Below are 25262 nucleotides of genomic sequence, written 5' to 3' on the forward strand. Positions count from 1 at the left end.
GTCACTGGTCCCCCTGATGGATCCGCCGGGCGGTGAACTGGGTGAAGAAACCACTGGTGTTGAGGGTGTGCTCGACCCGCTTGACGAAGTAGGTGCCCGAGAAGCGGTGGCCGAGGCCGTAGATCTCCAGGTTGTCGCCGGGCCGCAGCTCGGGCAGGCCCGCCACCTTGCCGGTCGCGGTGATGAACTCGTAGGCCCGCTCGCGCAGCAGGCTGATCGCGAGTTCGCGGGCCTCCTGGTCACTGCCTACGGGTGCGTCCACCACGACCTCCTGGCGGCCCTGCAGAGTGGACTCGGCGACCTGCGGCCCGCTCTGCCCGTCGGCCGTGTTCTGCCCGGCCGGGAGGTTCTCGGCGGTCGCGGTGAACGCGATCGACTGTTTGGTACGGGGGTCCCAGCCGCGCACGGTGACCTTGCTGACCTGCTGGGAGACGGTCAGCGTCGGGGTGAACTCCATCAGGTTGGGGACCAGCCCCTCGGGCCGGCCGGTGGGGCCGGTGCTCAGCCCGGGTGCGTACGCCAGCCGGTACAGCCGGATCGGGCGGCCGTCGCGGCCGTCGGTCGGCTTGGTGAAGTACAGCGTGTCCTCGCCGGTCTTCGCGTCCGGCAGGACGTAGCAGTCGAAGTCGAGCCGCTTGGCCCGCTCCAGCAGGAAGGTCGCGTCGTCCTGGTTCTTCTGCACCACCACGTCATGGGTGGGCCCTTCCCGGGTGACCTCGATGCGCAGGTGGTTGCGCTGGGCGATCTGCTCGGCGATGCGCCAGTCCGGCAGATTGCGGTAGATCTTGGTCTCGTTCTCGGTGGGCTTGCGGTCCTTGAGCCGCAGCAGCCCGTCCACGCCGCTGACCTGGACGGTGGGCGACGCGCCGTCGGTGAACTTCGGGCTGAGCGTGGCGATGGTCCCGGTGGCGACGGTGAGCAGCTTGTCGGCGTAGCCCAGCCGGACCGAGACCCGGCCGCCGAGCCGGAAGCGGGGCGAATCGCTGTGCTTGAACCGCAGATTGGCGTCGTCCCAGTTGTTCAGGGTGAGATCGAAGCCGGACAGCTCGTCGATGTCCCGGTTCACCTTGATGTCGATGATGTCGTTCTTGGTGGACGGGTCCATCTCCAGGCCCTCGATGCGCACATCGAACTCGGGCGCGTACCGGTCGGGCGAGGCGACCTCGGGAGTGGGGGTGCTCATCGCGCGCTCCTCACGCCAGCCGGGGCACGGTCAGCACCCGGCCCGGCCGCAGGTCCCGTGGGTCGCTGATGCCATTGGCTCGCGCCAGCTCCCGCCAGGCGTCGGGCCGCCGGTACAGCGCGGCGGAGATGGAGCTGAGGGTGTCGCCGCGGCGCACCACATAGCTCTTCTCCACCGTGGGCGACGAGCGGGGTGTCTCGGCGACCTGCGCGGCGGCGGTGCGGAACTCCTTGAGCGAGAGGTCCAGCATGGCCCGCAGCGGCACGCCGTCGGGCCGGAAAAGCTGGTAGTTGACGTCCAGCTTCTCCACGACGCCGGTGAAGACCTCCTCGTCCCAGACGAACCGGACGACCGGTGGCGCGTGTTCGCGGCTGTCGGGCCGCAGCAGGTTGCGCACCGCGTTGACGTAGGCCTTCCGTACGTTCTCCAGGGTGTCGGAGGTGTCCACCAGCGCCTGCACGGTGAGGGTCTCCGTGCCGCCGCGGACGTACTGCAGAGGCGGTGTCTCGAGGCCCGGGATGGTGATCTCGGCGAACGTGTTGCTCTTGCTCAGCTTGTAGTCGGTGGGGTTGAACCGCAGCGGGATCCGCCGCTGCCGCTCGTCGGCGATCACCGGCCGGACGATCTCCAGCCGGGCGCGGGCGGCACCCTGCCCGGCGAAGGACACGGGCGTCACGCTCACGCTGCCTCCTTGTTCGCTTCTCCGCCCGCGCGGCGCAGAGGCGCGGCTTTCGTCACCGTCTGCGGCCCGGCGGCCGCGCGTGCGACGCTCACGAGTAACGGCCCTCCGCGTCGCCGAAGCGCCGTTCGGCCTCGGTGTGTTTGGCGCGTGCGCACTGGTCCTCGTACAACTTCGCCCACGCCTGGATGTGCTGGTTGAACAGGCGGGTGAACACGGCGCCGTCGTCGCCGTCCACCTGGAACCGGACCTCGAGGTGGTGAATGGTCACCTTCGGCACCTCGGTCACCTCCCTTGGATCTGGCGCGGCAAGGCGCTCGCCGCGGCGTCCTGCAGAACCTTCGTCAGCCCCTCGTGCGCGATCTCCAGCGACTCGATGGCGATCGCGTTCTGCTCTCCGTGCAGGTCCGGGCCGGTCCACTTGGCGGCGAGCCCGCCATGGAAGGCCCAGGCCGCACCGGGCACCCCGTCCGGGCCGAGCACGATCACCGCGCCGTCACGGCGGGCGCCCAGCGAGTCGGCCAGCCCGGCCTGGTACCAGGACCACAGCCCCGGATCGCGCACCACGCCGCGCTTGAGCGTGATCCGGTTCCATGAGTGGCGCAGCGGCAGTTGGTGGACCGAGTCGTTGCGCCCGCCCTCCGGGTAGCTCGTCACCTCCAATTGCGCACCGAGCCCGGTGACCTCCTGGAACGCGCCGGAGGCGGCCAGCGGCAGCAGCAGTGCCTGCGCGGCGGGCAGATACGCGTCGCCGGGGTCGAGGGTGACCAGGAAGCGGTATTTGGGCAGCGGATCCAGGCTCACGCCTCGATCACCTCCAGACCTCGGTCCTGGCCGAGTACGAGACGCAGCCGGATGAACTCCATGGGGACGGCCGGGGCCACCTCGATCTCGCAGACCAGTTGCCCCGGGTCCTGCTCGGGCGGGTTGTTGGTGTCGTCGCACACCACCCGGAACGCCTGCTCGGGGCGGGCCCCGGCGAGCGCCCCGGCCCGGAAGGCCGACAGGAGCACGGAGGTCAGCGCCCGTACCAACGTCAGCCGCAGCTCTGCCGAGTTGACGTCGAACACCAGCGGGCTCGCCGCCCGCCGGATCGCGCGCACCAGCAGGTGCACCAGCCGTCGGTGGGCGATGTGGCGGGTGCCCGGGTCGGCGGACAGGGTGCGCCCGCCCCACACCATCAGCCCCCGCCCGCGGGTGCACCGGATCAGGTCGATCCCCGCGTCGAACAGCCGGACCTGCTGCGGCTCGGGGTATTCGGTGGCGAGGTCGACCGCCTCCAGGATCACCGCGTTCGCGGGCGTGTGGTGTGCCCCGCGCTCGCCGTCGAGTCGGGCGATGACGCCCAGGACGTGCCCGGACGCCGGGACGGTGCGCAGATCCTGCCCGTCGGGGGTGCGCAGCGGCGGATGGTAGACGGCGGCGCAGCCGAGCAACTGGCTGTCGCCGGTGGCCTCCAGGGAGCCCACCCAGTCCACCACCTGGTCCACGGAGGACAGCGCGGGCGGCACGTCCAGTACGGCGAGGCGGTCATGCGAAGGCTCCACGCTCCGCAGCAGTTCGAGCACCATGTCGGTGTGCGCGGCGCCGGACAGGTCCGTGCCCAGGTCCGGCAGCGCCACCAGCGCCGGTTCGGGCAGTTCGGCCTGTTCTGTCACGGCGTCCGAGTACGCCCCGCGGGTGGGCGCGGCGTCCGCGCCGCCCGCGAGCGTCAGGTCCCAGGACGTCGAGATCGGGCCGGGCCGCCCCGGTGGCGGTGGCGGCCCGTCCGGGACCAGCCGGATGTAGCGGGATCCGGTGAGCCGGTCGGCCAGGCCGGCGGGCGGCAGCCCGGGAAAGGTCTCGGGCGGCTCGCCGGGCATCATCACCCGGACGCCCACGGTGGGCGGTCCGGCGACGGTGCTGGCCTGGTGACGGATGGCGACGCGCCCGCCATTGGCCCAGGCTCCGGGGCTGGTGGCCACCACCTGGTAGCTCGTGGCGTCCCATCCGCTCAGCGACCCGACCGGCCACGCCGTCCGGGCGGTGGTGGCCGGCCCGGACACGCGGAGCACCCAGGCGGTGCGGCCGCCGTTCTCGAAGAAGCCGCGCAGTGCGTACGGGGTGGCGAAGGCGCCCTCCGGCGGCCCGAAGGTGCCCACGACGTCGTTCCAGCTCTCCACGCGCACGGGAGTGCCGACCGGGCCGCGGCGGAGCCGGCCCAGGAACGCCGCCACGTCGGTGCGCAGCGGCTCGGTGCCGGAGCCGCGTGGCGGACACGCGAGGGATACTCCGGGGAGCGCTTCGCCTGCCATATCAGGTTTCGATCTCCAGCTTCTCGACCGCCAGGACGAGCGTCTCCATGGCGATCTCGTTCTTGGTGGCGCTCAGCGTCGGGCCGGTGTACTTGGTGGGCCAGCCGCGGTCGAAGTTCCAGCGCACCACGTCGTTGCGGTTCTCGTCGCACAGCACGATCGAGCCGTGGGTGCGCTTGACCGTGCCGTTGAGCGCGTCGGCCACCCACTTCCAGAAGGCGGGGTGGCCGGTGATGCCGCGCTTGAAGGTGAGGTTGGTGAACTTCTTCAGCCCCGGGATCTTGCGGACGGTGATGTCCTCGCTCCCGTTGCGGTACTCGATCGGCGGGATCTCCAGCTCCAGCCCGCTCGCCTCGGTGAAGGACCCGCTCACCGCGAGCCCGTCGTCGCTGACGTTGAACACGAAGATCTTGAAGTTATAGGACGCGTATGGATCGTCCCTGGTCACGGGCGGCATGGTGGACTCCCTCGGGCGCTCAGGCGAGTTGGGTCTCGCGGGTCTTCTGCTGGATCCTGAAGATCACGAACTCCGCCGGGAAGACCGGCGCGACACCGATGACACAGATGAGCCGGCCATTGGCGAGGTCGTCCTCGGTCATCGTGGTGCGGTCACAGGCGACGAAGAACGCCTCGTCGGCGGTGGTCCCGGCGAGCGCGCCGGTACGCCACACCGTGGTGAGGAAGTTGGTGACCGTCTGGCGGACCAGGGACCACAGCGCCTCGTCGTTCGGCTCGAACACCACCCACTGGGTGCCCTCCTCGATCGACTCCTCCAGGTAGAGGAACAGCCGCCGGACGTTGACGTACTTCCACGAGCTGTCCGAGGAGAGCGTGCGCGCGCCCCAGACCCGGTGGCCGAGGCCGGGGAAGAACCGCAGCGCGTTGACGCCCTTGGGGTTGAGCACGTCCTGATGGCGCTTGGTGATGTCCTGGGCGATGCCGTCGGTCAGCCGGATGCCCCGGATGACCGCGTTGGCCGGTGCCTTGTGCACCCCCCGCTCCACATCCACGCGCGCGTAGATCCCGGCCATGTGGCCCGATGGCGGCACCTCGACGTCGCGGCCCGCCGACAGGTCGCGGGTGACCAGCCACGGGTGGTAGAGCGCGGCGTACTTGGTGTCGAACCGCTCGCGGAACACCTGGACGCCCTCGATGTCCAGACCGTCCTGCGGATCGAGGATCGCGAACCGGTCCCTGAGCAGCTCGCAGTGGGTGACCAGGGCCGATTCCACCGTCCCCGACCACATGCCCGGCACGGCGCATACGGCCACCTCGTCGATATCCTCCAGCGCGGCGATCCCGGTGCGCTTGCCGCTGCCGCCGTCCTCGCCGACGAAGTCGGCCACGCTCAGGGTCCCGTAGGCGTCGTCCCCGTCTGCCAGGGTCAGCCAGGATCCGACGGCGGGCAGGGGGAACTTCGTCGGGTCGGTGGACAGGGCGCCCAGCGCCGTCGCCCGCACCAGCCGGGAGCGGCCGGCCAGGGTGGTCACCAGGCTGGTCGGTGTGTCGCCGGTGAGCCGGAGGTTGCGGTGGGTCTCGGTCTCCACGGCCCCGGACGGGTCGGTGAACCGGGCGTCGACCTGCGCCTCGATCAGATGCACCCGATCGGTCTCGAACAGCGTCCCGGGCACGTTCGCGTCGAGGGTGACGACGTCCGCTGCGACCGATTCGACGGTGCGGATGGTCAGATGGGTGCCGTCGTCGAGCTGCACGACGGCGCCTTCGTAGAGCCGGCTCGCCCCGCCGACCCGCAGCGTTGTCCCCGCCGAGGTGTTGCCGCGGCGCACCCGGCGCACCAGCAGTCCACCGCGCCACACCTCATGGGCCGCGCCGGAGGGCAGGGTCAGGGTGACCTTCCCGTCCGCAGGCTGGCTCACCTGGACCTTGAAGCGGCCGGAGCCGATCTGCACCCACACGTCGGACGGCAGCTCGTCGGGGTCGAGTCCGGTCACCGCGGCGACCTCGACCGTCTCGCTGTCGGCGGCGGCGTCCGCGGCCAGCCGCGTGACGAACAGCCCGCCCTCCTGCGGATCCGGCAGCACCGGCAGCGCGGCCGAGGCCATCGGCTGGATCCGCACCTGCACCGCGTCGCCCCACGAACCGGGGCTGACGGCGGCGAACTCCAGCGTCTGCTCCGCGCTGCGCGTCCCGATCTGGACGTAGTCGCCGCGGGCCGCCCTGACCTCGGCGGGCAGCTGGGCGTCCAGCTCGATCCGGTGGCTGGTGGCGTCATAGGCGGCGACACCGGCGGTGTGGATGGACTGCTGGTCGTCGCCGCGGAAGAGCTGGATCTGCTGCCCGACGCCGGAGAACCCGATCAGATGGCCGAGTTCGAGGCGGGTGGCGCCCTTGGCGGCGTCGCCGGTGACCGGGCTCACCAGGCCGTGGCCCAGCACCCCCGAGGAGGGACCGGCCTGCTTGCTGGCGACCCGCTTGACGTACAGCCGCTGGCCGCCGTTGTCGAAGAACCCCTTGACGGCCAGCGGGAACAGCCACCAACGGCCGCCTTCCGCCGGGTCGTTCGCCCAGGTGTCCCGCATCAGCGGGTCCGGCTCGCGGAGGAATCCGCCGAAGGTGTTCTGGAACTCCAGGAAGTTGGTGACCAGTTTGGGCTTGCCGGTGTACGGACCGCGCACGGTGACCCCGGCCATTCCGGCCGTACTGGTGCTCACCCCCGCGATCGGCCGTGGGCCCGCATCGATCTCCTCGATGTAGACCCCGGGGCTCAGATACTCCGCCATGGACGGCTCCTTAACTCTCGCGGATCTCTATGACGTGCCGGCGCTCGGTGTCCTGGGGCAGCCGCACGACCAGCGATCCGGACCGGCCCGGCCGCTCGGTGGCCTGCACGCGGAACGTCTCCTCGACGGCGTGCTCATCGGCCTTCTCGCCCTCCCACCGCAGGGCCAGCCGGAAGGCGCCCGCGGCGTCGGACAGGGTGCGCTCGTGCCATGGCGTCAGATCCCGGCTGGTCTGCCCCCTGGCCTCGACCAGCGCATTGGCGATCGGCGCCCGCGTGGCCGCGTCGACCACGACGCCGTGCACCGTGCGCAGTCCCGGCGGGTAGGGGAAGGAGACGCTCGGCAGCAGCCGCACCAGCCGGGGCTCGGTCACCACCGGCGGCGGGTGGCCGTCGCCATGCGGGTGCGCCAGGAACTCGACGCCCACCAGGGCGGCCGAGAACGGCTGGCCGTCGGCCGGATACAGCGGCTGGTAGCCGGGGGCCGTGAAGCGGGCCCGGTGGCGCCGCGGCCGGGCCGCCCACGGCTCGGCGCACCGGCCGAGACCCGGATAGACGAAGGCGGCGCTGGGAGTGCGCACCGCCATGTCGTCCAGCGGCAGCCAGTCGCCGTCGTCGTAGCGGTCCAGCTGGACGGTGACCCCGGCGGCGCGCACCCGCCGGGCGTAGTCGTCGAAGGGTATGAACCAGGCGGGGCTGTAGAGCGTCGACCGCTCCAGCGGCAGGAAGCGGCTCATGGCAGCCCCGCCCCGCTGATGACCCGGCTGTGCACCGGATGGACCGGCATCTCGACGGCGGAGTCCAGGTTGACCACGCGGACCTCGTAGTTGAGCGACAGCCGGTACGGCTTCTGAATCGCGTACCAGACCCAGGACTTCTGGTCCAAGGTGAGCGGGGTCAGGCTGAGGTGGAGCGCGTCGGTGCTCGCCGCCAGGCTGCCGGACAGCTGTGCGCCGTCCAGGATCGCGTCGTCGTAGAACGTCTGGAGGGCCCGTCCGAGCATCCGGTGCTGGGTGGCCTGGTCACCGCCCCAGGGGGTGACCAGGTAGCGCAGCAGCAGGGCCATCGGCGGCTTGCGGGTGGTCGGTGGGTCGGGTGGCTGGGAGCGCACCGGCGGCCGGTTGCGCGAGGTGGGATCCTCGGCGATCTCGTAGAGGAACACCGTGAGTTTGGGCGGTGGGGTCTGGACCCTCTCGGAGAGGTCGTTGAGTTCCGCGATCGGCGGTTCCACCTGGCTGAGCCCGCGCAGGGCCTGGGTCAGGCTGTCCACGATGACCGTGGAGACGTCGGCGATGACGCCGAAGTCGCCCATGCGAATGCTCCCCCTCTCCGCGCTCGGAAGCGTGCTCCGAGAGGATGCCGGGACCGGCGTGGCAGGACCGCGATACGCACATCACACGAACGTCACCGGTTCGTTTTCGCGGCCGGCGATGACGAACCCGGACACACATCGACAACGCCGAGGTGACACGGGCGTGCATATTGTCCTTTCATGGAAATCCCCTCAGAGCGGACCGGTGTCCTGATCCTCCGGGTCTGGGTGGAAGGCGGCAGGCCGGATGGATTCCGTGCGCGCATCGTGCCGACCGGGGGCGGGCAGCAGACGGCCCCCAGCGCGGTGAGCGCGGTCGACGACGTACTCACCGCCGTGCGCGCCTGGCTCGATCAGTTACTCGAGCCGGAAGGGTGACGTCACCGCGACGTTCCGGTGATGGCCGGCCATATAGCGTCCTTTGGCGGGAAGGCCGGACACACGATCATGATCTGCTCGTAACATGGCTTTAGGGCATCCCGACGGGACGCACGGGATGGGTCACTGGAGCCAATATCGCCCCGGGGGGCCGATGAGCGCAGAAGGCCATGTCATGACGTTGAGACTGCTCAAGAGTTTCGCGTTGTCGGTCGATCAGAATCGCGTTCCCATATCCTCCAGCGCCCAGCGCCTCCTCGCGTTCCTCGCCCTGCAGAACATGCCACGCAGCCGTACCTATGTGGCCGGGATGCTGTGGCCGGATGTCACGGCCTCCCGCGCCAACGCCAATCTCCGGTCGTCGTTATGGCGCGCCACGCGCACGGGGCATCAGGTCATCGACGCCTCCACGCAGGAACTGGCGATCTGTGAACACATCGACGTGGATATCCACATGGCGGCGACGCGTGCGCACCGGCTGCTCGACATGTCGCGCCCGTGCGATGACATCCTCACCGCGCGGACGAGGGAGGATCTCTCGGCCGATCTCTTACCGGAGTGGTCGGAGAACGAGTGGGTGCTGGTCGAGCAGGAGCAATACCACGAACTCCGGCTGTATGCCCTGGAGGCGATGACCGAGCGGCTGACGGCGGCGGGCCGCCATGGCGAGGCCGTCGCCGCCGGACTCGCCGCCGTACGCGCGGAACCCCTGCGGGAGAGCGCTCATCGCGTGCTCATGAACGCGCATCTCGCCGCCGGCAACAGGGGCGCGGCGCTGCGGCAGTACGAGCAATGCCGCCGGGTGCTGCTCGAGGAGCTGGGCCTGGAGCCCTCCCAGACGCTGAGGAACCTGGTGCCGGCGCACTCCGGGGGCGGGGACGCCGGCATAGCGGCGCACTCCGGAGGCGGAAGCGCCGCTCCGGAGCTCCCGACACGTCGGATCGTCTGCCATCCGGCGAGCGAGGTCCCGGCGCAGGGCACGGACACCTCGGCCCCGGCCGGCACCGTGCCCGCGTGACCATGGGGATTGCGGTGCCGCGTCTTTCAGGCTGCCGCCGTCTAGCAGCGGGTGGTGCAGAGGGCTTCGGGCACTAGACGGCGGGGACCACCGGCGACAGATGGGCGTCGCGCCGCACCAGTGCGGCGTAGCGTCCGTCCTTGGCCAGCAGCTCCTCATGGTTCCCCCGCTCGACGGTCCGGCCGCCGTCGAGGACGACGATCTGGTCGGCGTCGCGCACCGTGGAGAGCCGGTGGGCGATGGTGATCGTGGTGCGGCCGGCCGAGAGGGCGTCGATGGCCTCCTGGACGGCCTGCTCGGTGCGGGTGTCCAGGGCGCTGGTGGCCTCGTCGAGGATGAGGACGGGCGGGTCGCGCAGAATCGTGCGGGCTATGGCCAGACGCTGCTTCTCCCCACCGGAGAAGCGGTAGCCACGCTCTCCCACGAGGGTGTCATAGCCGTCCGGGAGGGAGGCGATGTGGTCGTGGATCTGGGCGGCCTCGGCCGCGGCCACGATCTCCTCATCGGTCGCGTCGGGCTTGGCGAAGCGCAGATTCTCGGCGACGGAGGCGTGGAAGAGGTAGGTCTCCTGGGAGACGACACCGACGGTCCGGGCGAGGGAGTCGAAGTCGAGCTCGCGCACGTCCACACCGTCGATCAGCACTCGGCCGCCGGTCACGTCGTAGAGCCGGGGCACCAGATAGCTGAGGGTCGTCTTGCCGGAGCCGGTCGGTCCGACCACCGCCAGGCTGCCGCCCGCGGGGACGGTCAGATCGATGCCACGCAGGGTGCCCTTCGAGGGGGTCTTCGAGGGGCCCTTCGAGGGGGTCTTGGAGGGGGTCTTCGAGGGGTCGGGCGGCGCGCTGTCGTAGTCGAAGTCGACGCCGTCGAAGCGGACTTCGCCGCGGACCTTCTCCAGGCGCACCGGGTCGGCGGGCTCGGTGATGTCGATCGGCAGATCGAGGTATTCGAAGATGCGGGCGAAGAGGGCGAGGGAGGTCTGCACCTGCACACCGGTGGACAGCAGGCTCACCGTGGGCCGGAGCAGCCCCTGCTGGAGCGAGACGAAGGCGACGAGCGTGCCGATGGAGACGGCGGGGCCACCGGCCTGGAGGGCGATGCCCGCGGCCCAGTAGATCAGCGCGGGCATGGCGGCCATGACGATGCCGATGGTGGACATCCGCCAGCGGCCGGCCATGTTGGAGCGGACTTCCAGGCCCACGAGGCGCTCGGACTCCTGGGCGAACTGCTGGGTGAGCGACTCGGACCGGCCCATGCTGCGGCCGAGCAGGATGCCGCTCACCGACAGGGACTCGGTGACCATCGCGGACATGGCCGCCATCTGCTTCTGGCGCTGCGAGGTGATCTTCTTGCGCTCGGCGCCGACGCGACGGCTGATCCAGACGAAGACCGGCAGCAGAAGCAGGGAGACGACGGTCAGCCGCCAGTCGAGCGCGAGCATCGCGACGACGGAGGCGACGACGCTGGTGAGGTTGGAGACCAGGGAGGTCGCGGTCGAGGTGACGGTGGCCTGCATACCGCCGATGTCATTGGCGATACGGGACTGCACCTCGCCGGTGCGGGTGCGGGTGAAGAAGGCGAGCGGCATGCGCTGCAGCCGGTCGTAGACCGCGGTACGCAGATCGTGCATGACGCGCTGGCCGACGGTGGTGGAGATCAGGGTCTGCAGAACGCCGAAGACGCTGTTGACGACGGCCGTGGCGATCATGCCGAGGGCGAGCAGGGTGAGCAGTCCGGTGCGGCGGTCGGGGATGGCGGTGTCGAGGATCTCGCGGAGGAGAAACGGCGAGGCGACCGAGACCAGCGCGGAGGCGGCGACCAGCAGGCCGACTACGGCGAGGCGGCCCCGGTAGGGATGGAAGAGCCGGAGGATGCGGCGCACCTGGGCGGGCTGCTCGGGCTCCTGGGCGGACGGTGTCCATGACGGAGGTGTGTCGGGACGCATGGGCTCCTTCTGGAGTCAGGGAAGCCGACACGGATGATGACGGCATGGTCGAGCCGTGGCCGCGTCGGCGCGGATTTTGAGAGCATAGCTCATTGTTACCTATACTCACAATGAACTCGGTCCTGATAAACTGCGATCATGCCCACGCCCGAGACATCCGGCCTCCTCGCGGAGCAGCTGCTGCGCCTGACCCGCAGACTGCACCGCGCCCAGAAGCGCTATATGGAGCCACTGGGCATCACCCCCGCCCAGTCCCGCCTGCTGCGCACCGTCGCCCATGACGACCAGCCGCCACGGATGGCGGACCTGGCCCGGCGCCTGGAAGTGGTCCCGCGCGCCGTGACGACGCTGGTGGACGCCCTGGAGGCGCATGGTTCGGTGCGCCGCGTACCGGATCCGACCAACCGCCGGGTGGTGCGCGTCGAGCTCACCGACACCGGGCGCTCGACGCTGCGCGCGCTGCGCGAGGCGCGCCGGGCCGCCGCGGAGGACATCCTGGCGCCGCTCGGCGATCAGCAGCGCGAGACGCTGGGCGAGCTGCTGAACACCCTGTCCGGCACCCCGGACCACCGCTGCTGAGATCCGGGCGACGGCGCCGCCGACGTCCTGGTGCCGCGCTCAGGCGGCCAGATGCGCCTTGTCGCCCATGACCACCACCGGGCGCAGCTTGGGGTCGAGGTTCTTCAGCAGATACTCCATACCGGACTTGGGGAGGCTGACACAGGCCGAGGTGCCGCTGCCATGGTCCATGTGCAGCCAGATGCTGCCGCCCTCGCTCTGCCCTTCGGGGCGGGTCTGGTCCAGCGGCGAGGTGCCCTTGACGCGGTTGTAGTCAATGGCGATGACGTAGTTGAAGTCCGTCCAGTGGGACTTGGGCCAGTAGTGGGGCGCCGCGAAGGAGCCGGACGACGTGTACGGCAGCCGGGCGCCGGGGTCGGGCAGCACACCGCCCGCGTCGCTGAGCGTGTAGACCCCGACCGGGCTGCGCTTGTCGCCCTCGTGATGGCTCGTCGTCCAGCCGCGCTTGCCATTGTGCGCGGTCCAACTGCGGGTCCGCTCCCATGCCTTGCCCTGCTTGGTGTAGAGGACCACGGTCGCGTCTCCGGAGTTCACCCCTTTGCCGTAGACCGCCACGACCTGACGGGACTGGTCCGGGATCCGGGACTGGAGCTTGTCCCCCACATCCGGGATACGCGTGGGATCCGGCGTGGGCGCCCCGCTGCGCAGCGCTTGTTTGCCCTGGTCCGCGCCCTTGTCACCGCCGCCGTCACCGCCGCCGTGGCCGCAGGCCGTGAGGAGGACGAGGGCCGCGGCGGCCGAGGCCGCCGCACGGATGGACATCATGCCGGAAATTCGCATGTCCCCATGGTCCCACCCCCATAGGACAGTGCGGCATGCGGGATTGGCGTGTTCCGGCCGGTCCCGGGAAAACCAGTTGAATTCCGCACCGTCAGAGCGTCAGCCTTGCACGTCTCCTGCCCTCCCCCCTCCGCCGCCCGCCCGACCCTGGGACGTCATGCACATTCGCGATCTTCCGTACCCCGATCCCGGCCGACCCGACGTGCGGTCAGGACCGAGGTTCCTGTACTGGCTGGGCAGGAATCAGCTGGGCGGGCAGGTCAAGGCGGCCCTCTGGGGTCTGGTGCACATGGCCGCGCTGGTGTCCTTCCCGCTCGCCATCGGCTTTGGTGTGCAGGCGGTGGTGGACCGCTCGGGCTCCCGGCTGGCGATGGCCGGGGCGCTGATGGTGGGGCTCACCGTGCTCACCGCGCTGGGGGACGCCATGCTGCACCGCGCGGCGGTCACCAACTGGATCACTGCGGCGGCACGGGTGCAGCAGCTGCTGTCCCGCAAGGCGGTGGAGCTGGGGTCCACGCTCACCCGGAAGGTGGCGGCCGGTGAGGTCATCGCCGTCTCCACGGGCGACGTCGAGAAGATCGGCTGGTTTGTGGAGGCCCTGTCCCGCTTCACCGCGGCCGCGATCACCACCGTCGCGCTCTGCGTGGCGCTGGTGCTCTACCAGCCGGCGCTGGGAGTGGTGGTGGCGGTCGGTGTGCCCGCGCTGGCGCTGACCGTGCTGCCGCTGCTGCCGCGCGCGGCGCGCCGGGCCGACGACCAGCGGGAGAAGGCGGGCCGGGCCACCGAGCTGGCCTCGGACACCGTGGCCGGGCTGCGGGTGCTGCGCGGCATCGGCGGCGAGGAGCTGTTCCTGGGCCGCTATCGGAACGCCTCGCAGGAAGTGCGGGTCGCGGCGGTGCGCAGCGCGCGGATGTGGGCGCTGATCGCGGCCGTGCAGGTGGCGCTGCCGGGGCTGCTGCTGATCGGTGTGGTCTGGTACGGGGCGTCGCTGGCCCGTGAGGGGCGGATCGAGGTGGGCGAGCTGGTCACCGTCTACAGCGCGGTCACCTTTCTGCTCTTCCCGCTGCGGCACTTCGAGGAGATCGCCATGGCGTACTCCTTCTCCCGGCCCTCCGCGCGGCGCGCGGCCCGGGTGCTGGCGCTGCGGCGCTCCTCCGCGGATGGCGAGGGCGCGGCCACCGCAGCTGCCGCGGACACCGCGGACGCCGCAGACACCGCAGACACCGCAGACACCGCAGCATCCGTGGACGGGGGCGAGCGCGCGGAAGCGCGGGAGGCCACCGGACCGCTCGGCGGGGATCTGTACGACCCGGTGAGCGGGATGCTGGCGCCGAGCGGGGTGCTGACCGCGGTGGTGTGCGGCGACCCGGACGCGGCCGGGCGGCTGGCGGACCGGCTCGGCGGACATCCCGCACACGGCGCCCCGGGCGACGGGGACCGTGGCGGGGCGCCGTCGGCACTGCTGGGCGGAGTCGCCCTGGACGAGGTGGCGCTGGCCTCGGCGCGCACGGCGGTGCTGGTGCAGGACAAGGACCCGGTGCTGCTGTCGGGGACGCTCGCCGAGCTGCTGGACGTGCCGAGGTCCGGGGAGGTCTCGGCGGAGAAGGCGCTCGAGGCGGCCCAGTGCGGCGATGTGCTGGAGGCGCTGGCGCAGGCGTCGGCGGCCGACAAGGGTGACGCCGACCCCATGCGCACCCGGATCACCGAGCGCGGTCGCTCGCTGTCGGGTGGCCAGCGGCAGCGGCTGGCCCTGGCCCGCTCGCTGGTGACCGATCCGGAGGTGCTGGTGCTGGACGAGCCGACCTCCGCGGTGGACTCGCACACCGAGGCGCGGATCGCCGACGGGGTGCGGCGGCTGCGGACGGGCCGGACCACCATCGTGTTCACCTCCAGCCCGCTGGTGCTGGACCGGGCCGACCGGGTGGTGTTCGTGGCCGACGGCGAGGCGGCGGGAGTGGGCACCCACCGCGAGCTGCTGGGCACCGACTCCGGGTATCGCGCGGTCGTGACCCGCGAGACGGACGGCGAGGCCGCCGCGCGGGGGGCCGGGCGGTCCACCGGGCCGGCCGGCCACGGTCTGGAGGACATCGCGCGGAAGGACATCGCGCGAGAGGGCGTCGCGCGGGAAGACATCGGGCGGATCGAGGAACAGATCGAGGAGTCGGCATGATCGGCGTGGCACCCCCCGCCTATGACCCGGCCGCACCGGAGTCGGCGACGACGCTGCCGGTCGGCACGCCCACCACCGTACGGGCCTATGTGCGTGAGCTGCTGCGGCGGCACCGGGCCGCCTTCACCGTGCTGATGGCCGTGAACGCGACCGCGGTGCTCGCGTCCATGGTCGGCCCGCAGCTGCTGGGTGGCGTGGTCGAGGACCTCTCCCAGGGCGAGAAGGACCTTCACATCGGGCGCACCGTGGCGCTGTTCGCGGTGGCGCTGGTGGTGCAGACCGTGTTCGTCCGGCTGGTGCGGCTGCGCGGGGCGGTGCTGGGCGAGCAGATGCTGGCGGATCTGCGGGAGGACTTTCTCGTACGGTCGGTGGGTCTGCCCCCGGGGGTGCTGGAGCGGGCCGGGACCGGGGATCTGCTGTCCCGGATCACCACCGATATCGACCGGCTGGCGAACGCGATGCGCGAGGCCGTGCCCCAGCTCGCCATCGGTGTGCTGTGGACCGGACTGCTGCTCGGCGCGCTGACCCTGACCGCTCCCCCACTGGGTCTCGCGGTGTTGGTGGCGCTCCCGGTGCTGGTGATCGGCTGTCGGTGGTACTTCCGCCGCGCGCCGAGGGCCTACCGCTCGGAGGCGGCGGGATACGCGGCGGTGTCCGCGTCCCTCACCGAGAGCGTGGACGCCGGGCGGACCATCGAGGCCCACCGGCTGGGCGACCGGCGGATCGCCCAGTCCGAGCTGCGCATCCGGCAGTGGACGGCGTGGGAGCGCTATACGCTCTGGCTGCGCTCGGTGCTCTTTCCGGTGATCAATGTGAGCTACACGCTGATCACCGGTTCGGTGCTGATGATCGGTGGTCTGTGTGTGATGCGGGGCTGGATGTCGATCGGCGAGCTGACCACCGGGGCGCTGCTGTCGCAGATGCTGGTCGAGCCGATCGGGCTGATCCTGCGCTGGTACGACGAGCTGCAGGTCGCGCAGGTGTCGCTGGCCCGGCTGGTGGGGGTTCGGGAGATCGAGGAGGGCCCCGCCGACGAGGGCGTGGTCCCAGGCGGCCGGGAGGTGCGGGCGGACGAGGTGCGGTTCGGCTACCACGAGGGCAGCGATGTGCTGCACGAGGTGTCCATGAAGGTGGCCCCGGGGACGCGGCTGGCGCTGGTGGGCCCGTCCGGGGCGGGAAAGTCCACCCTGGGGCGGCTGCTGGCCGGGATCTACTCCCCCCGCACCGGCCGGGTGACCCTGGGTGGGGCGGAGCTGTCGCGGATGCCGGCCGAGCGGGTCCGGGAGCATGTGGCCCTGGTCAACCAGGAGCACCATGTCTTCGTGGGCTCGCTGCGGGACAATCTGCTGCTGGCCCGCGCCTTCGCCGAGGACGCCGAGCTGTGGGCGGCGCTGGGCGCCGTCGACGCCGATGGCTGGGCCCGCGCGCTGGACGAGGGTCTGGACACCGAGGTCGGCTCGGGCGGTCTCGCGCTCACCCCCGCACAGGCGCAGCAGATCGCGCTGGCCCGGCTGGTGCTGGCCGATCCGCATACGCTGGTGCTGGACGAGGCCACCTCGCTGCTGGACCCACGGGCGGCGCGCCATCTGGAGCGGTCGCTGGGCCGGGTGCTGGAGGGCAGGACCGTGGTCGCGATCGCCCACCGGCTGCACACGGCGCATGACGCGGATGTGATCGCCGTGGTGGAGAGCGGCCGGATCACCGAACTGGGCAGCCATGACGAACTCGTCGCGGCGGACGGGGCGTACGCCGCGCTGTGGCGCTCCTGGCACCAGTAGCAGGAGGGGTGGCCGCGCCCCGGTGTGGCCACCCCGCTGCCCTCCGGGACCGCCCTGGTCCGGTCCGGGGTGGTCCCGGCCCCGTCCGGGGTGGCCCCGGCCCCGTCCGGGGTTCAGATCACGCCGAGGGCGGCCAGTCCGCCCATGCCGCCGAGCAGCATGAAGACCGGCATCAGCACCTTCAGCTCGACCCAGCTGCCGGCCCGGAACCGCATCCCCTTCGGCGGGCCGATCGGGTACCAGCGCCTGCGGCCGATCGGGATGGGCCACAGGATCGGGCAGCCGGAGACGGTGAGCGCGTCCCCGATGTCGTGGACCAGGGCGCCGAGCACGATCGGCAGGCCGAGCCAGAGGTACTCCTGGCCCGGTGCGCTGAACAGCCAGTCCGAGCCATTGCCGGGCTTGTGCAGCACATCGGCGAGGATCCAGGCACTGGCCGCACCGAGCAGCCACACCAGGACATCGCTGGAGACCCGCGCCGCCCGCCACAGCAGGCCCTCGACGGCCAGCACCATATGCACGAAGAGGATGCCCAGCACCGCCCAGCGCCCGCCGATCATCGCGAGCGCCGAGGCTCCGGCGCCGATCAGCACCGCCCATACCCAGGTATGGGTCAGGGTGCGGTGGCCGCCGGAGCGGCGCGGGTCGCCCGCCTTCCTGGTCGACTTGTAGACGGAGTACGAGATCTTGTCGATCACCTCGCACAGTGCCCGTGATACGGGCCCGAACGCGCGCGATATGGTCGCCGCCTTGTGGTCGAGGTCGGGGGCGAGCGCCGCTCCCGCGCAGATCAGCGCGCCGGCGACCAGCACCGGCCAGGGCATCGCATGGCCGGCCGCCGCGGCCGCCGCCCCCACCCCCAGCCAGGCCGCCGCCCCGGACAGCGAATGCGCCGGTCCCATCATGGTCGTACCCCGCCCCTGTTCTTTCCCGCTTCCGAGCGGGAGTTGACTGCTTCGGCCCGGCACAGCCTAGCGGCGGACGATCTTCGCTGGTACAGCCGGTTCCCGTCCCGGCGGGGAAACCAGGCAGTATAGGTGCGTGACTCTTATCGATCAGCTGCCGAGCGACGCCGACCCCGACGCACTTTTCGAGGCGTTCTCCACCTGGGTCGAGCAGCGGGGCATCTCGCTGTACCCCGCCCAGGAGGAAGCGCTGATCGAGGTGGTGTCCGGGGCGAATGTGATCCTCTCGACCCCCACCGGCTCGGGCAAGAGCCTGGTGGCGGCGGGCGCCCACTTCGCCGCGCTCGCCCGGGACGAGGTCACCTTCTACACCGCGCCGATCAAGGCCCTGGTCTCGGAGAAGTTCTTCGAGCTGTGCAAGCTCTTCGGCACCGAGAACGTCGGGATGCTCACCGGCGACGCGTCGGTCAACGCGGACGCGCCGGTCATCTGCTGTACGGCCGAGGTGCTGGCGTCCATCGCCCTGCGGGACGGCAAGGACGCCGATATCGGCCAGGTGGTGATGGACGAGTTCCACTTCTACGCGGAGCCGGACCGGGGCTGGGCATGGCAGATCCCGCTGCTGGAGCTGCCGAGGGCGCAGTTCATCCTGATGTCGGCGACGCTCGGTGATGTGAACCGGTTCGAGGAGGATCTGACCCGGCGCACCGGGCGGCCCACCGCGGTCGTGCGGTCCGCGACCCGGCCGGTGCCGCTGAGCTACGAATACCGGACGACGCCGCTGACCGAGACGCTGACCGAGCTGCTGGAGACCCAGCAGGCGCCCGTCTACATCGTGCACTTCACCCAGGCAGCGGCGGTCGAGCGGGCCCAGGCGCTGATGAGCATCAATATGTGCTCGCGCGCCGAGAAGGACGAGATCGCCTCGCTGATCGGCAATTTCCGGTTCACCACCAAGTTCGGCCGCAACCTGTCCCGTTACGTCCGGCACGGGATCGGCGTGCACCATGCCGGCATGCTGCCCAAGTACCGGCGGCTGGTGGAGAAGCTGGCGCAGGCCGGGCTGCTCAAGGTCATCTGCGGTACGGACACCCTGGGCGTGGGCGTCAATGTGCCCATCCGCACCGTCCTGTTCACCGCGCTGACCAAGTACGACGGCCAGCGGGTGCGAACGCTGCGGGCTCGGGAGTTCCACCAGATCGCGGGCCGGGCCGGACGGGCCGGCTTCGACACCGCGGGCTTTGTGGTGGCCCAGGCGCCCGAGCACGTCGTCGAGAACGAGAAGGCGCTCGCGAAGGCCGGGGACGATCCGAAGAAGCGCCGCAAGGTGGTCCGCAAGAAGGCGCCCGAGGGCTTCGTCAACTGGGGCCAGAACACCTTCGAGAAGCTCATCGCCTCCGAACCCGAGCCGCTCACCTCCCGGTTCCGGGTGACCCACGCGATGCTGCTGTCGGTGATCGCCCGTCCCGGGAACGCCTTCGAGGGGATGCGCCACTTGCTGGAGGACAACCACGAGCCGCGCAAGAACCAGCTGCGGCACATCCGCCGGGCGATCGCGATCTACCGCTCGCTGCTGGACGGTGGGGTGGTCGAGCAGGTGAAGCCCAGGGACGCCGACGGCGAGGGCGGGGGCGCCCCGATCGTCCGGCTGACGGTGGATCTGCAGCAGGACTTCGCGCTCAACCAGCCGCTGTCCACCTTCGCGCTGGCCGCCTTCGAGCTGCTGGACCCCGAATCGCCCTCCTACGCCCTGGACATGGTCTCGGTCGTGGAGTCGACGCTGGACGACCCCCGGCAGATCCTGGCGGCGCAGCAGAACAAGGCGCGCGGTGAGGCGGTGGCCGCGATGAAGGCGGACGGCGTCGAGTACGAGGAGCGCATGGAGCGGCTCCAGGACATCTCCTACCCCAAGCCGCTGGAGGAACTGCTCTTCCACGCGTACGGGCTCTACCGCAAGAGCCATCCATGGGTCGGCGACCATCCGCTCTCGCCCAAGTCGGTGATCCGCGACATGTACGAGCGGGCGATGACCTTCACCGAGTTCACCTCGTTCTACGACCTGGCGCGGACCGAGGGCATCGTGCTGCGCTACCTGGCCAGCGCCTTCAAGGCCCTGGACCACACCGTGCCGGACGATCTGAAGTCCGATGACTTCCAGGACCTCATCGCCTGGCTCAGCGAGATGGTGCGGCAGGTCGACTCCAGCCTCCTCGACGAGTGGGAGCAGCTGGCCAACCCGGAGGAGGAGTCGGCGGAGGAGGCGCAGGAGCGCGCCGACCAGGTCAGGCCGGTCACCGCCAATGCCCGCGCCTTCCGCGTGCTGGTGCGCAACGCCATGTTCCGCCGGGTGGAGCTGGCCGCGCTGGACAAGGTCGCCGAGCTCGGGGAGATGGACGCCGACTCCGGCTGGGACGAGGACTCCTGGGCTGACGCGCTGGACGGGTACTGGGAGGAGTACGAGGAGCTCGGCACCGGAGCGCAGGCCCGCGGGCCGAAGCTGCTGCGGATCGAGGAGGACCCCGAGCACGGTCTGTGGCGGGTGCGGCAGACCTTCGACGACCCGAACGGCGACCACGACTGGGGCATCTCGGCGGAGGTCGATCTCGCCGCCTCCGACGAGGAGGGCCGGGCGGTGGTCCGGGTCACCGACGTGGGCCAACTGTAGCCTCCTGGACGCGGTCCGCACCGGGGACCGGACCGGCCCCCTCAGTGAAGGAGCACCACCGATGACCAACCCCGCCGAGCGCCTGGTCGATCTGCTCGACCTGGAACGGATCGAGCTGGACATCTTCCGCGGCCGCAGCCCCGATGAGTCGCTGCAGCGGGTGTTCGGCGGGCAGGTGGCGGGCCAGGCGCTGGTGGCCGCCGGGCGGACCACCGATGGGCAGCGTCCGGTGCACTCGCTGCACGCGTACTTCCTGCGGCCGGGTCGGCCGGGCGTGCCCATCGTGTACCAGGTGGAGCGGATCCGGGACGGGCGCTCCTTCACCACCCGCCGGGTCGTCGCCATCCAGCAGGGTCGCACGATCTTCAATCTGACGGCCTCCTTTCATTCTCCTGAGTCGGGTATCGAGCAGCAGCTGCCGATGCCGGATGTACCTGGGCCGGAGGGTCTGCCGACCCTCGCCGACGAGGTCCGCGCCCATCTGGGCACGCTCCCCGAGGCGTTCGCCCGGATGGAGCGCCGACAGCCCTTCGACATCCGCTATGTGGAGCGGCTGCGCTGGACGGACGGGGAGCTCAAAGGCGCGGAACCGCGCAGCGCCGTATGGATGCGCGCGGTGGGGCCGCTCGGGGACGACCCGCTGGTGCACACCTGTGCGCTCACCTATGCGAGCGACATGATGCTGCTGGACGCGGTGCGGGTGCCGGTCGAACCGCTGTGGGGCCCACGGGGCTTCGACATGGCCTCGCTGGATCACGCCATGTGGTTCCACCGGCCGTTCCGCACCGATGAGTGGTTTCTCTACGAGCAGGAGTCGCCCGTGGCCACGGGCGGCCGGGGACTGGCGCGCGGCCGGATCTACGACCGTACGGGGCGGCTCCTTGTATCCGTGGTGCAAGAGGGGTTGTTCCGCCCACTACCGCCCGCCGGAGGTGCCGCGGACGGCGGCTGAGCCCTGCCGTGGTGTGCCCACTGGGACGTGCCGCGCCGTGACTCATCGCCTGCCGATCAGCTTCTGCCACAGGCTCCGCGGGCGGCCCGGAACCGGGGTGCGGTCATCGGGCCCCGACGCCGGGCGGGCTTCCGGGCGCGGCGCGGACCGGACCCGGCGGGCGTCGTCCAACGACGAGGCGAGGGCGGCCCGATAGCGCCGGATCTCCCGTGGGTCGTCCGCCGTGACCACCGTGTCGATGACATCCCGGATCGCGCCCGCCTCGGGACGCGTCCTGACGAGCGCGGGGCGCAGCTCCCGCAGATGGGCCCGCTCATAAGGATCGGCCACGGCCGAGGCCAGCTCGACGGAGCCCAGCACCGAGGCCGGCACCGCGGCCCGCTCCCAGGGGTCCTCGGTCTGGGCGAGCAGCTGGCCGATCCTCCGGCTGCGCCATTTGGCGGCCCGCCAGTCCTCCCCGGCGGCCAATGCGGCGCTCAGTCCCGGCGGGGTGCGGCCGCTCAGCAACTCCGGCTGCCTGACGGCGAACTCGGTCAGCTCCGAGGCCAGATAGAGCCATACGACGGCCCGATAGCGATTGACATAGAACCGGACGGGGGCGAAGAAGCCCCCGCGCGCGAGGCGGGTCAGCCGCCCCTGGGTGATGCCGAGCAGCTCCGCGCTCTCTGCCGTGCCGACCACGCGGAGACGGGCGATGAACGCCTCCGGGAAGCCCTCGGCGGCGGTCACCCGCCTCAACTCCTCGCACGCCACCCGCCGGCCCAGACCGGTGGTGACGGTGCGCACTTCCCCCAACTGAACGGCCAGCTCGAACTCCCGCGTGTTGAGCCCCAGCGACCGGGCCGCCGCGCCGAACGCGACGCTTCCGCCCGATCCGCCCGGCCCCGCCGGCCCGCCAGGGTCTCCCGGCCCGCTCGCCCGTCCCGGTACGCTCGGCTCGCCGAGCCACTCCGGGCTCCGCGGCCCCTGGCTCTCCCGCAGCTCCTGATCCATCCGCACTGCCATGGCGACGTCCTCCCCCGCACTGCCTCAATCACTGACAGTGACGACGATAGCCGCGAAGCAAGATGCTCGGTCAGGCCTGTGGATAACTTCCGCGCGGCATCAGCTGGGTGCGCCGCTCTCCTGCCTGGCCTCGACTCCCAGGTGCTCCCCCACCCGGTTGACCAGCAGCGCCATCTCGTAGGCGACCTGCCCCACATCCGCGTCCGGCCCGGTGAGCACGCACAGACAGCTGCCGTCCCCCGCCGCCGTGACGAAGAGGACGCCCTCGTCGAATTCGACCATCGTCTGCCGCACCCGGCCCGTGCGGAAGTGGTGCCCGGAGCCCTTGGCGAGGCTGTGCAGCCCGGACGCCACCGCGGCCAGGTGCTCGGCGTCCTGGCGCACCAGCGTGGAACTCGCCCCCGTCACCAGCCCGTCGTTGGACAGCACCAGCGCGTGCCGTATCTCCGCGATCCGCTCGGTCAGGTCGTCCAGTAACCAGTCGAGCCCCTTGTTCACTGCCATATCCGGTTCCTCCCCGATTACCCTTCAGCTGCGTGCCAGCCTTTCTCACTGCCGCCGTCTGGGCAACCCGCCCCGCCCGGCACCCCACGCTTGTGCGCTGATTGACGCAGGATGGGGACATGGCACAGAACATGACCAAGGATCAGTGGCAGAAGTTCGTCACGGAGGGCACCCGCACCGCGAAGCTGGCGACCGTGCGGGCCGACGGAAGTCCGCACCTCGCCCCCGTGTGGTTCCTGCTCGACGGGGACGACCTCGTCTTCAACACAGGTCAGGAGACGGTCAAGGGACGCAACTTGGCCCGGGACGGCCGGCTCACCATCTGTGTGGACGACGACAGGCCGCCGTTCGCCTTCGTCACCCTGCGGGGGCGCGCCGAGCTGATCGACGATCTGGGGCAGGTCCGCGACTGGGCCGCCCGGATCGCCGCCCGTTACATGGGCGAGGACCGGGCCGAGGAGTACGGCGACCGCAACGGCGTGCCGGGCGAGCTGCTGGTCAGGGTGCGCATCGACAAGGTGCTCGCGCTCTCCGGGGTCGCCGAGTAGCGAGATTCGACCGAAACCCATCCCTTCATGACGCACCCGCGCCCATCCGACGTTTACGGGCGCATGAGGATCTTTATCGCACCGTCCTCCTTGTGCTGGAACATCTCATAGGCGCGGGGGGCCTCCTCCAGCGGGACGCGATGGGTGGCGAACCCGTCGACGCCCAGCGGGTCGTCGTCCGTCAGCAGCGGGAAGATGTCGTCGGCCCAGCGCCGCACGTTCGCCTGGCCCATCCGCAGCTGGATCTGCTTGTCGAACATGGTCATCAGCGGCAGCGGATCGGCCATCCCGCCGTAGATCCCGCTGAGGGAGATCGTTCCGCCGCGCCGCACCAGCGCGATGGCCAGCCGCAGCGCCGCCAGCCGGTCGACCCCGGCCTTCTCCGTGAGCTTGGCGGCCCATTCCCGCGGCAGGAGACCCGTGGCCCGCTGGGCGGTCCGGCCCAGCGGGCTGCCGTGGGCCTCCGTGCCCACCGCGTCGATGACCGCGTCCGGTCCGCGGCCGCCGGTGGTCGAGAGGATGGCCTCGACCAGGTCCTCCTGACGGGAGAAGTCATTGAGGTCATGGACCTCGACGCCGTCGGCGCGCGCCCGGCGCAGCCGCTCGGGGACGAGGTCCACGCCGATGACCCGGTCGGCCAGGCCCTGGACCTTGGCCACCCGGCAGGCCATGTTCCCGATGGGACCCAGCCCCAGGACCGCGAACGTGCCGCCGCGCGGCATCTCCGCGTACTCGACCGCCTGCCACGCTGTGGGCAGTACGTCGGACAGATAGACGTAGCGGTCGTCGTGGACTCCTTCGGGCACCTTGATCGGGCCGTACTGGGCCTGCGGCACCCTCAGGTATTCCGCCTGGCCGCCGGCCACCGCGCCGTAGAGCTTGGTGTAGCCGAAGAGCTCCGCCCCCATGCCGTGCTCGGTGACCTGGGTGGTCTCGCACTGCGTCGGCAGACCGGAGCGGCACATCCAGCAGTGTCCGCAGGCGATCTGGAACGGGACCACCACCCGGTCGCCGGGCTTGATGTGCGTCACCTCCGGACCGGTCTCCTCCACGATGCCCATCGGTTCGTGGCCGAGGATGTCGCCGGGGGTCATGAAGGGCGTGAGCACCTCGTACAGGTGCAGATCGGACCCGCACAGCCCCGTGGTGGTGATCCGGACGATCGCGTCCGTCGGCTCCTTGATGATGGGGTCGGGCACCGTCTCGACCCGCACATCATGTCGGCCCTGCCAGGTCACCGCTCGCATCACCGCACCCCTTCGCCGTAGTCGTCGGAATGACCTTCCGAGGGCCATTTCGGGTACCCCGGCGCATCCGGCCGAACCGTCGGCGGGACCATGAGCCGCGCCCCCGGTCCACCAGGTTCACGAGCCGGGCCGTCTCCTCGGCGATCACGGCCGGCTCGGCGCCCGCGGTGCCCAGCACGGCCAGGCACGCGCCGTCGGCCAACGCCGCGACGAAGAGGGTGCCCGCCGCCATCTCGATCATCGTCCGCCGGGACGGGCCGCCACGCCCCCGGCGCCCGGCGCTCACGGCGATGCCATGGAATCCGGAGGCGACGGCGGCCAGGTGCTCTGCCTCATGGCGGGAGAGCCCACCGGACGCGCTGACGGTGACCCCGTCCCGGGAGAGCACCACGGCATGGCGTACGCCCGTGGCCCCGGCCACCAGATCGCCAAGGATCCGGTCGAGATCGGCCATGGAGCGTGCGGCGGTGCTGCGCGGCTTGGTCATGGGCGGTCTCCCTCGGTCGGGATGCGCCGCGCCGGGCGGCGCTCCAGGTGTTCCCCTGGGCCAGGGACGCTAGCCCCGGCGGGGACGCACATT

At 71.0% G+C, this 25262-nt stretch carries 24 protein-coding genes; 8 read left to right on the top strand and 16 right to left on the bottom strand.

All coding sequences use genetic code 11. The features are described 5' to 3' along the window. Window position 1: 1 nt before the first annotated feature. The 9 genes from J2Z30_RS32590 to J2Z30_RS32630 all read right to left on the bottom strand — a co-directional run bounded on the left by J2Z30_RS32590 (window position 2) and on the right by J2Z30_RS32630 (window position 8208). Complete coding sequence (locus tag J2Z30_RS32590; protein ID WP_044567532.1) at window positions 2-1183, bottom strand: phage late control D family protein; 1182 nt, start codon at window positions 1181-1183, stop codon at window positions 2-4. A gap of 10 nt (window positions 1184-1193) precedes the next feature. Further along, a complete protein-coding gene (locus tag J2Z30_RS32595) occupies window positions 1194-1865 on the bottom strand; it encodes a CIS tube protein (RefSeq protein WP_044567533.1) in 672 nt (223 codons plus the stop codon). Between the two features lie 88 nt (window positions 1866-1953). After that, window positions 1954-2133 carry a putative phage tail protein gene (locus tag J2Z30_RS32600; protein ID WP_245388706.1) on the bottom strand — a complete coding sequence of 60 codons (180 nt, stop codon included), beginning with the start codon at window positions 2131-2133 and terminating at the stop codon, window positions 1954-1956. Window positions 2134-2147: 14 nt separating this feature from the next. Then, window positions 2148-2666: a phage tail protein gene (locus J2Z30_RS32605; protein ID WP_020865982.1), complete on the bottom strand. Its 519-nt coding sequence runs from the start codon at window positions 2664-2666 to the stop codon at window positions 2148-2150. Beyond that, window positions 2663-4156 carry a phage tail sheath family protein gene (locus J2Z30_RS32610; protein WP_044567538.1) on the bottom strand — a complete coding sequence of 498 codons (1494 nt, stop codon included), beginning with the start codon at window positions 4154-4156 and terminating at the stop codon, window positions 2663-2665. The genes J2Z30_RS32605 and J2Z30_RS32610 overlap by 4 nt, the downstream gene beginning before the upstream one ends. A 1-nt stretch (window position 4157) precedes the next feature. Next, window positions 4158-4613, bottom strand: coding sequence for a phage tail protein (locus J2Z30_RS32615; RefSeq protein WP_044567540.1), 456 nt, complete (start codon window positions 4611-4613; stop codon window positions 4158-4160). Window positions 4614-4632: 19 nt separating this feature from the next. Next, the gene (locus J2Z30_RS32620) at window positions 4633-6897 is read right to left on the bottom strand and encodes a phage tail sheath family protein (protein ID WP_044567542.1); all 2265 of its coding nucleotides are present in this window, start codon (window positions 6895-6897) and stop codon (window positions 4633-4635) included. Window positions 6898-6907: 10 nt separating this feature from the next. Continuing rightward, window positions 6908-7633 (bottom strand): carboxypeptidase-like regulatory domain-containing protein, encoded by a 726-nt coding sequence (locus J2Z30_RS32625; protein WP_044567543.1) that lies wholly within the window; start codon window positions 7631-7633, stop codon window positions 6908-6910. Beyond that, window positions 7630-8208, bottom strand: a complete 579-nt coding sequence (locus J2Z30_RS32630) for a Pvc16 family protein (RefSeq protein WP_044567544.1) — start codon at window positions 8206-8208, stop codon at window positions 7630-7632. Before J2Z30_RS32630 ends, J2Z30_RS32625 begins: the two co-directional genes overlap by 4 nt. A gap of 180 nt (window positions 8209-8388) precedes the next feature. Here J2Z30_RS32630 and J2Z30_RS32635 point away from each other — a divergent pair, with 180 nt between their 5' ends. Together J2Z30_RS32635 and J2Z30_RS32640 are read left to right on the top strand one after the other, a co-directional pair. After that, the gene (locus J2Z30_RS32635; RefSeq protein ID WP_044567545.1) at window positions 8389-8586 is read left to right on the top strand and encodes a hypothetical protein; all 198 of its coding nucleotides are present in this window, start codon (window positions 8389-8391) and stop codon (window positions 8584-8586) included. Between the two features lie 175 nt (window positions 8587-8761). Then, window positions 8762-9604 carry an AfsR/SARP family transcriptional regulator gene (locus tag J2Z30_RS32640; RefSeq protein WP_044567546.1) on the top strand — a complete coding sequence of 281 codons (843 nt, stop codon included), beginning with the start codon at window positions 8762-8764 and terminating at the stop codon, window positions 9602-9604. Between the two features lie 73 nt (window positions 9605-9677). Here the strand turns inward: J2Z30_RS32640 and J2Z30_RS32645 are convergent, their stop codons facing one another. After that, window positions 9678-11549, bottom strand: coding sequence for an ABC transporter ATP-binding protein (locus tag J2Z30_RS32645; protein ID WP_044567548.1), 1872 nt, complete (start codon window positions 11547-11549; stop codon window positions 9678-9680). Window positions 11550-11687: 138 nt separating this feature from the next. On the opposite strand from J2Z30_RS32645, the gene J2Z30_RS32650 reads away from it, so the two are divergent. Beyond that, window positions 11688-12128 (top strand): MarR family winged helix-turn-helix transcriptional regulator, encoded by a 441-nt coding sequence (locus tag J2Z30_RS32650; RefSeq protein ID WP_044567550.1) that lies wholly within the window; start codon window positions 11688-11690, stop codon window positions 12126-12128. A 39-nt stretch (window positions 12129-12167) separates the two neighbouring features. Here J2Z30_RS32650 and J2Z30_RS32655 read toward each other — a convergent pair whose 3' ends face one another. Beyond that, a complete protein-coding gene (locus J2Z30_RS32655; protein WP_044567552.1) occupies window positions 12168-12908 on the bottom strand; it encodes a L,D-transpeptidase family protein in 741 nt (246 codons plus the stop codon). Window positions 12909-13065: 157 nt separating this feature from the next. On the opposite strand from J2Z30_RS32655, the gene J2Z30_RS32660 reads away from it, so the two are divergent. Together J2Z30_RS32660 and J2Z30_RS32665 are read left to right on the top strand one after the other, a co-directional pair. Further along, complete coding sequence (locus J2Z30_RS32660) at window positions 13066-15078, top strand: ABC transporter transmembrane domain-containing protein (RefSeq protein WP_044567555.1); 2013 nt, start codon at window positions 13066-13068, stop codon at window positions 15076-15078. After that, the gene (locus J2Z30_RS32665; protein WP_044567557.1) at window positions 15075-16856 is read left to right on the top strand and encodes an ABC transporter ATP-binding protein; all 1782 of its coding nucleotides are present in this window, start codon (window positions 15075-15077) and stop codon (window positions 16854-16856) included. Before J2Z30_RS32660 ends, J2Z30_RS32665 begins: the two co-directional genes overlap by 4 nt. 113 nt (window positions 16857-16969) lie before the next feature. Here the strand turns inward: J2Z30_RS32665 and J2Z30_RS32670 are convergent, their stop codons facing one another. After that, window positions 16970-17761, bottom strand: a complete 792-nt coding sequence (locus tag J2Z30_RS32670) for a metal-dependent hydrolase (protein ID WP_044567558.1) — start codon at window positions 17759-17761, stop codon at window positions 16970-16972. A gap of 136 nt (window positions 17762-17897) precedes the next feature. Between J2Z30_RS32670 and J2Z30_RS32675 the strand changes: the two genes are divergently transcribed. Both J2Z30_RS32675 and J2Z30_RS32680 read left to right on the top strand, forming a co-directional pair. Further along, window positions 17898-20426, top strand: a complete 2529-nt coding sequence (locus tag J2Z30_RS32675) for a DEAD/DEAH box helicase (RefSeq protein WP_044567559.1) — start codon at window positions 17898-17900, stop codon at window positions 20424-20426. Between the two features lie 61 nt (window positions 20427-20487). Next, window positions 20488-21378, top strand: a complete 891-nt coding sequence (locus J2Z30_RS32680) for an acyl-CoA thioesterase (protein ID WP_044567560.1) — start codon at window positions 20488-20490, stop codon at window positions 21376-21378. A 42-nt stretch (window positions 21379-21420) separates the two neighbouring features. On the opposite strand, the gene J2Z30_RS32685 is transcribed toward J2Z30_RS32680, so the two are convergent. Both J2Z30_RS32685 and J2Z30_RS32690 read right to left on the bottom strand, forming a co-directional pair. After that, complete coding sequence (locus J2Z30_RS32685) at window positions 21421-22383, bottom strand: DUF6397 family protein (RefSeq protein WP_044567561.1); 963 nt, start codon at window positions 22381-22383, stop codon at window positions 21421-21423. 99 nt (window positions 22384-22482) lie between these two features. Next, complete coding sequence (locus tag J2Z30_RS32690; RefSeq protein ID WP_020865999.1) at window positions 22483-22887, bottom strand: roadblock/LC7 domain-containing protein; 405 nt, start codon at window positions 22885-22887, stop codon at window positions 22483-22485. Window positions 22888-23006: 119 nt separating this feature from the next. On the opposite strand from J2Z30_RS32690, the gene J2Z30_RS32695 reads away from it, so the two are divergent. After that, window positions 23007-23435 (top strand): PPOX class F420-dependent oxidoreductase, encoded by a 429-nt coding sequence (locus J2Z30_RS32695; protein WP_044567562.1) that lies wholly within the window; start codon window positions 23007-23009, stop codon window positions 23433-23435. 53 nt (window positions 23436-23488) lie between these two features. Here J2Z30_RS32695 and J2Z30_RS32700 read toward each other — a convergent pair whose 3' ends face one another. Together J2Z30_RS32700 and J2Z30_RS32705 are read right to left on the bottom strand one after the other, a co-directional pair. Continuing rightward, window positions 23489-24682: a zinc-dependent alcohol dehydrogenase gene (locus tag J2Z30_RS32700; protein WP_044567563.1), complete on the bottom strand. Its 1194-nt coding sequence runs from the start codon at window positions 24680-24682 to the stop codon at window positions 23489-23491. Next, window positions 24651-25169 carry a roadblock/LC7 domain-containing protein gene (locus J2Z30_RS32705; RefSeq protein WP_063790846.1) on the bottom strand — a complete coding sequence of 173 codons (519 nt, stop codon included), beginning with the start codon at window positions 25167-25169 and terminating at the stop codon, window positions 24651-24653. The genes J2Z30_RS32700 and J2Z30_RS32705 overlap by 32 nt, the downstream gene beginning before the upstream one ends. Window positions 25170-25262: the final 93 nt, after the last annotated feature.

This window comes from Streptomyces iranensis (assembly GCF_017874715.1).
In the GTDB taxonomy this organism is placed as follows: Bacteria; Actinomycetota; Actinomycetes; order Streptomycetales; family Streptomycetaceae; genus Streptomyces; species Streptomyces iranensis.

Excerpts from the sequence above, each read along its gene's own strand:
- J2Z30_RS32665 (WP_044567557.1), top strand. The coding sequence starts at position 15,075 with ATGATCGGCGTGGCACCCCCCGCCTATGACCCGGCCGCACCGGAGTCG.
- J2Z30_RS32655 (WP_044567552.1), bottom strand. The coding sequence starts at position 12,908 with ATGCGAATTTCCGGCATGATGTCCATCCGTGCGGCGGCCTCGGCCGCC.
- J2Z30_RS32610 (WP_044567538.1), bottom strand. The coding sequence starts at position 4,156 with ATGGCAGGCGAAGCGCTCCCCGGAGTATCCCTCGCGTGTCCGCCACGC.
- J2Z30_RS32630 (WP_044567544.1), bottom strand. The coding sequence starts at position 8,208 with ATGGGCGACTTCGGCGTCATCGCCGACGTCTCCACGGTCATCGTGGAC.
- J2Z30_RS32690 (WP_020865999.1), bottom strand. The coding sequence starts at position 22,887 with ATGGCAGTGAACAAGGGGCTCGACTGGTTACTGGACGACCTGACCGAG.
- J2Z30_RS32620 (WP_044567542.1), bottom strand. The coding sequence starts at position 6,897 with ATGGCGGAGTATCTGAGCCCCGGGGTCTACATCGAGGAGATCGATGCG.
- J2Z30_RS32685 (WP_044567561.1), bottom strand. The coding sequence starts at position 22,383 with ATGGCAGTGCGGATGGATCAGGAGCTGCGGGAGAGCCAGGGGCCGCGG.
- J2Z30_RS32705 (WP_063790846.1), bottom strand. The coding sequence starts at position 25,169 with ATGACCAAGCCGCGCAGCACCGCCGCACGCTCCATGGCCGATCTCGAC.
- J2Z30_RS32660 (WP_044567555.1), top strand. The coding sequence starts at position 13,066 with ATGCACATTCGCGATCTTCCGTACCCCGATCCCGGCCGACCCGACGTG.
- J2Z30_RS32650 (WP_044567550.1), top strand. The coding sequence starts at position 11,688 with ATGCCCACGCCCGAGACATCCGGCCTCCTCGCGGAGCAGCTGCTGCGC.
- J2Z30_RS32615 (WP_044567540.1), bottom strand. The coding sequence starts at position 4,613 with ATGCCGCCCGTGACCAGGGACGATCCATACGCGTCCTATAACTTCAAG.
- J2Z30_RS32640 (WP_044567546.1), top strand. The coding sequence starts at position 8,762 with ATGACGTTGAGACTGCTCAAGAGTTTCGCGTTGTCGGTCGATCAGAAT.
- J2Z30_RS32625 (WP_044567543.1), bottom strand. The coding sequence starts at position 7,633 with ATGAGCCGCTTCCTGCCGCTGGAGCGGTCGACGCTCTACAGCCCCGCC.
- J2Z30_RS32590 (WP_044567532.1), bottom strand. The coding sequence starts at position 1,183 with ATGAGCACCCCCACTCCCGAGGTCGCCTCGCCCGACCGGTACGCGCCC.
- J2Z30_RS32695 (WP_044567562.1), top strand. The coding sequence starts at position 23,007 with ATGGCACAGAACATGACCAAGGATCAGTGGCAGAAGTTCGTCACGGAG.
- J2Z30_RS32635 (WP_044567545.1), top strand. The coding sequence starts at position 8,389 with ATGGAAATCCCCTCAGAGCGGACCGGTGTCCTGATCCTCCGGGTCTGG.
- J2Z30_RS32670 (WP_044567558.1), bottom strand. The coding sequence starts at position 17,761 with ATGATGGGACCGGCGCATTCGCTGTCCGGGGCGGCGGCCTGGCTGGGG.
- J2Z30_RS32700 (WP_044567563.1), bottom strand. The coding sequence starts at position 24,682 with ATGCGAGCGGTGACCTGGCAGGGCCGACATGATGTGCGGGTCGAGACG.
- J2Z30_RS32645 (WP_044567548.1), bottom strand. The coding sequence starts at position 11,549 with ATGCGTCCCGACACACCTCCGTCATGGACACCGTCCGCCCAGGAGCCC.
- J2Z30_RS32680 (WP_044567560.1), top strand. The coding sequence starts at position 20,488 with ATGACCAACCCCGCCGAGCGCCTGGTCGATCTGCTCGACCTGGAACGG.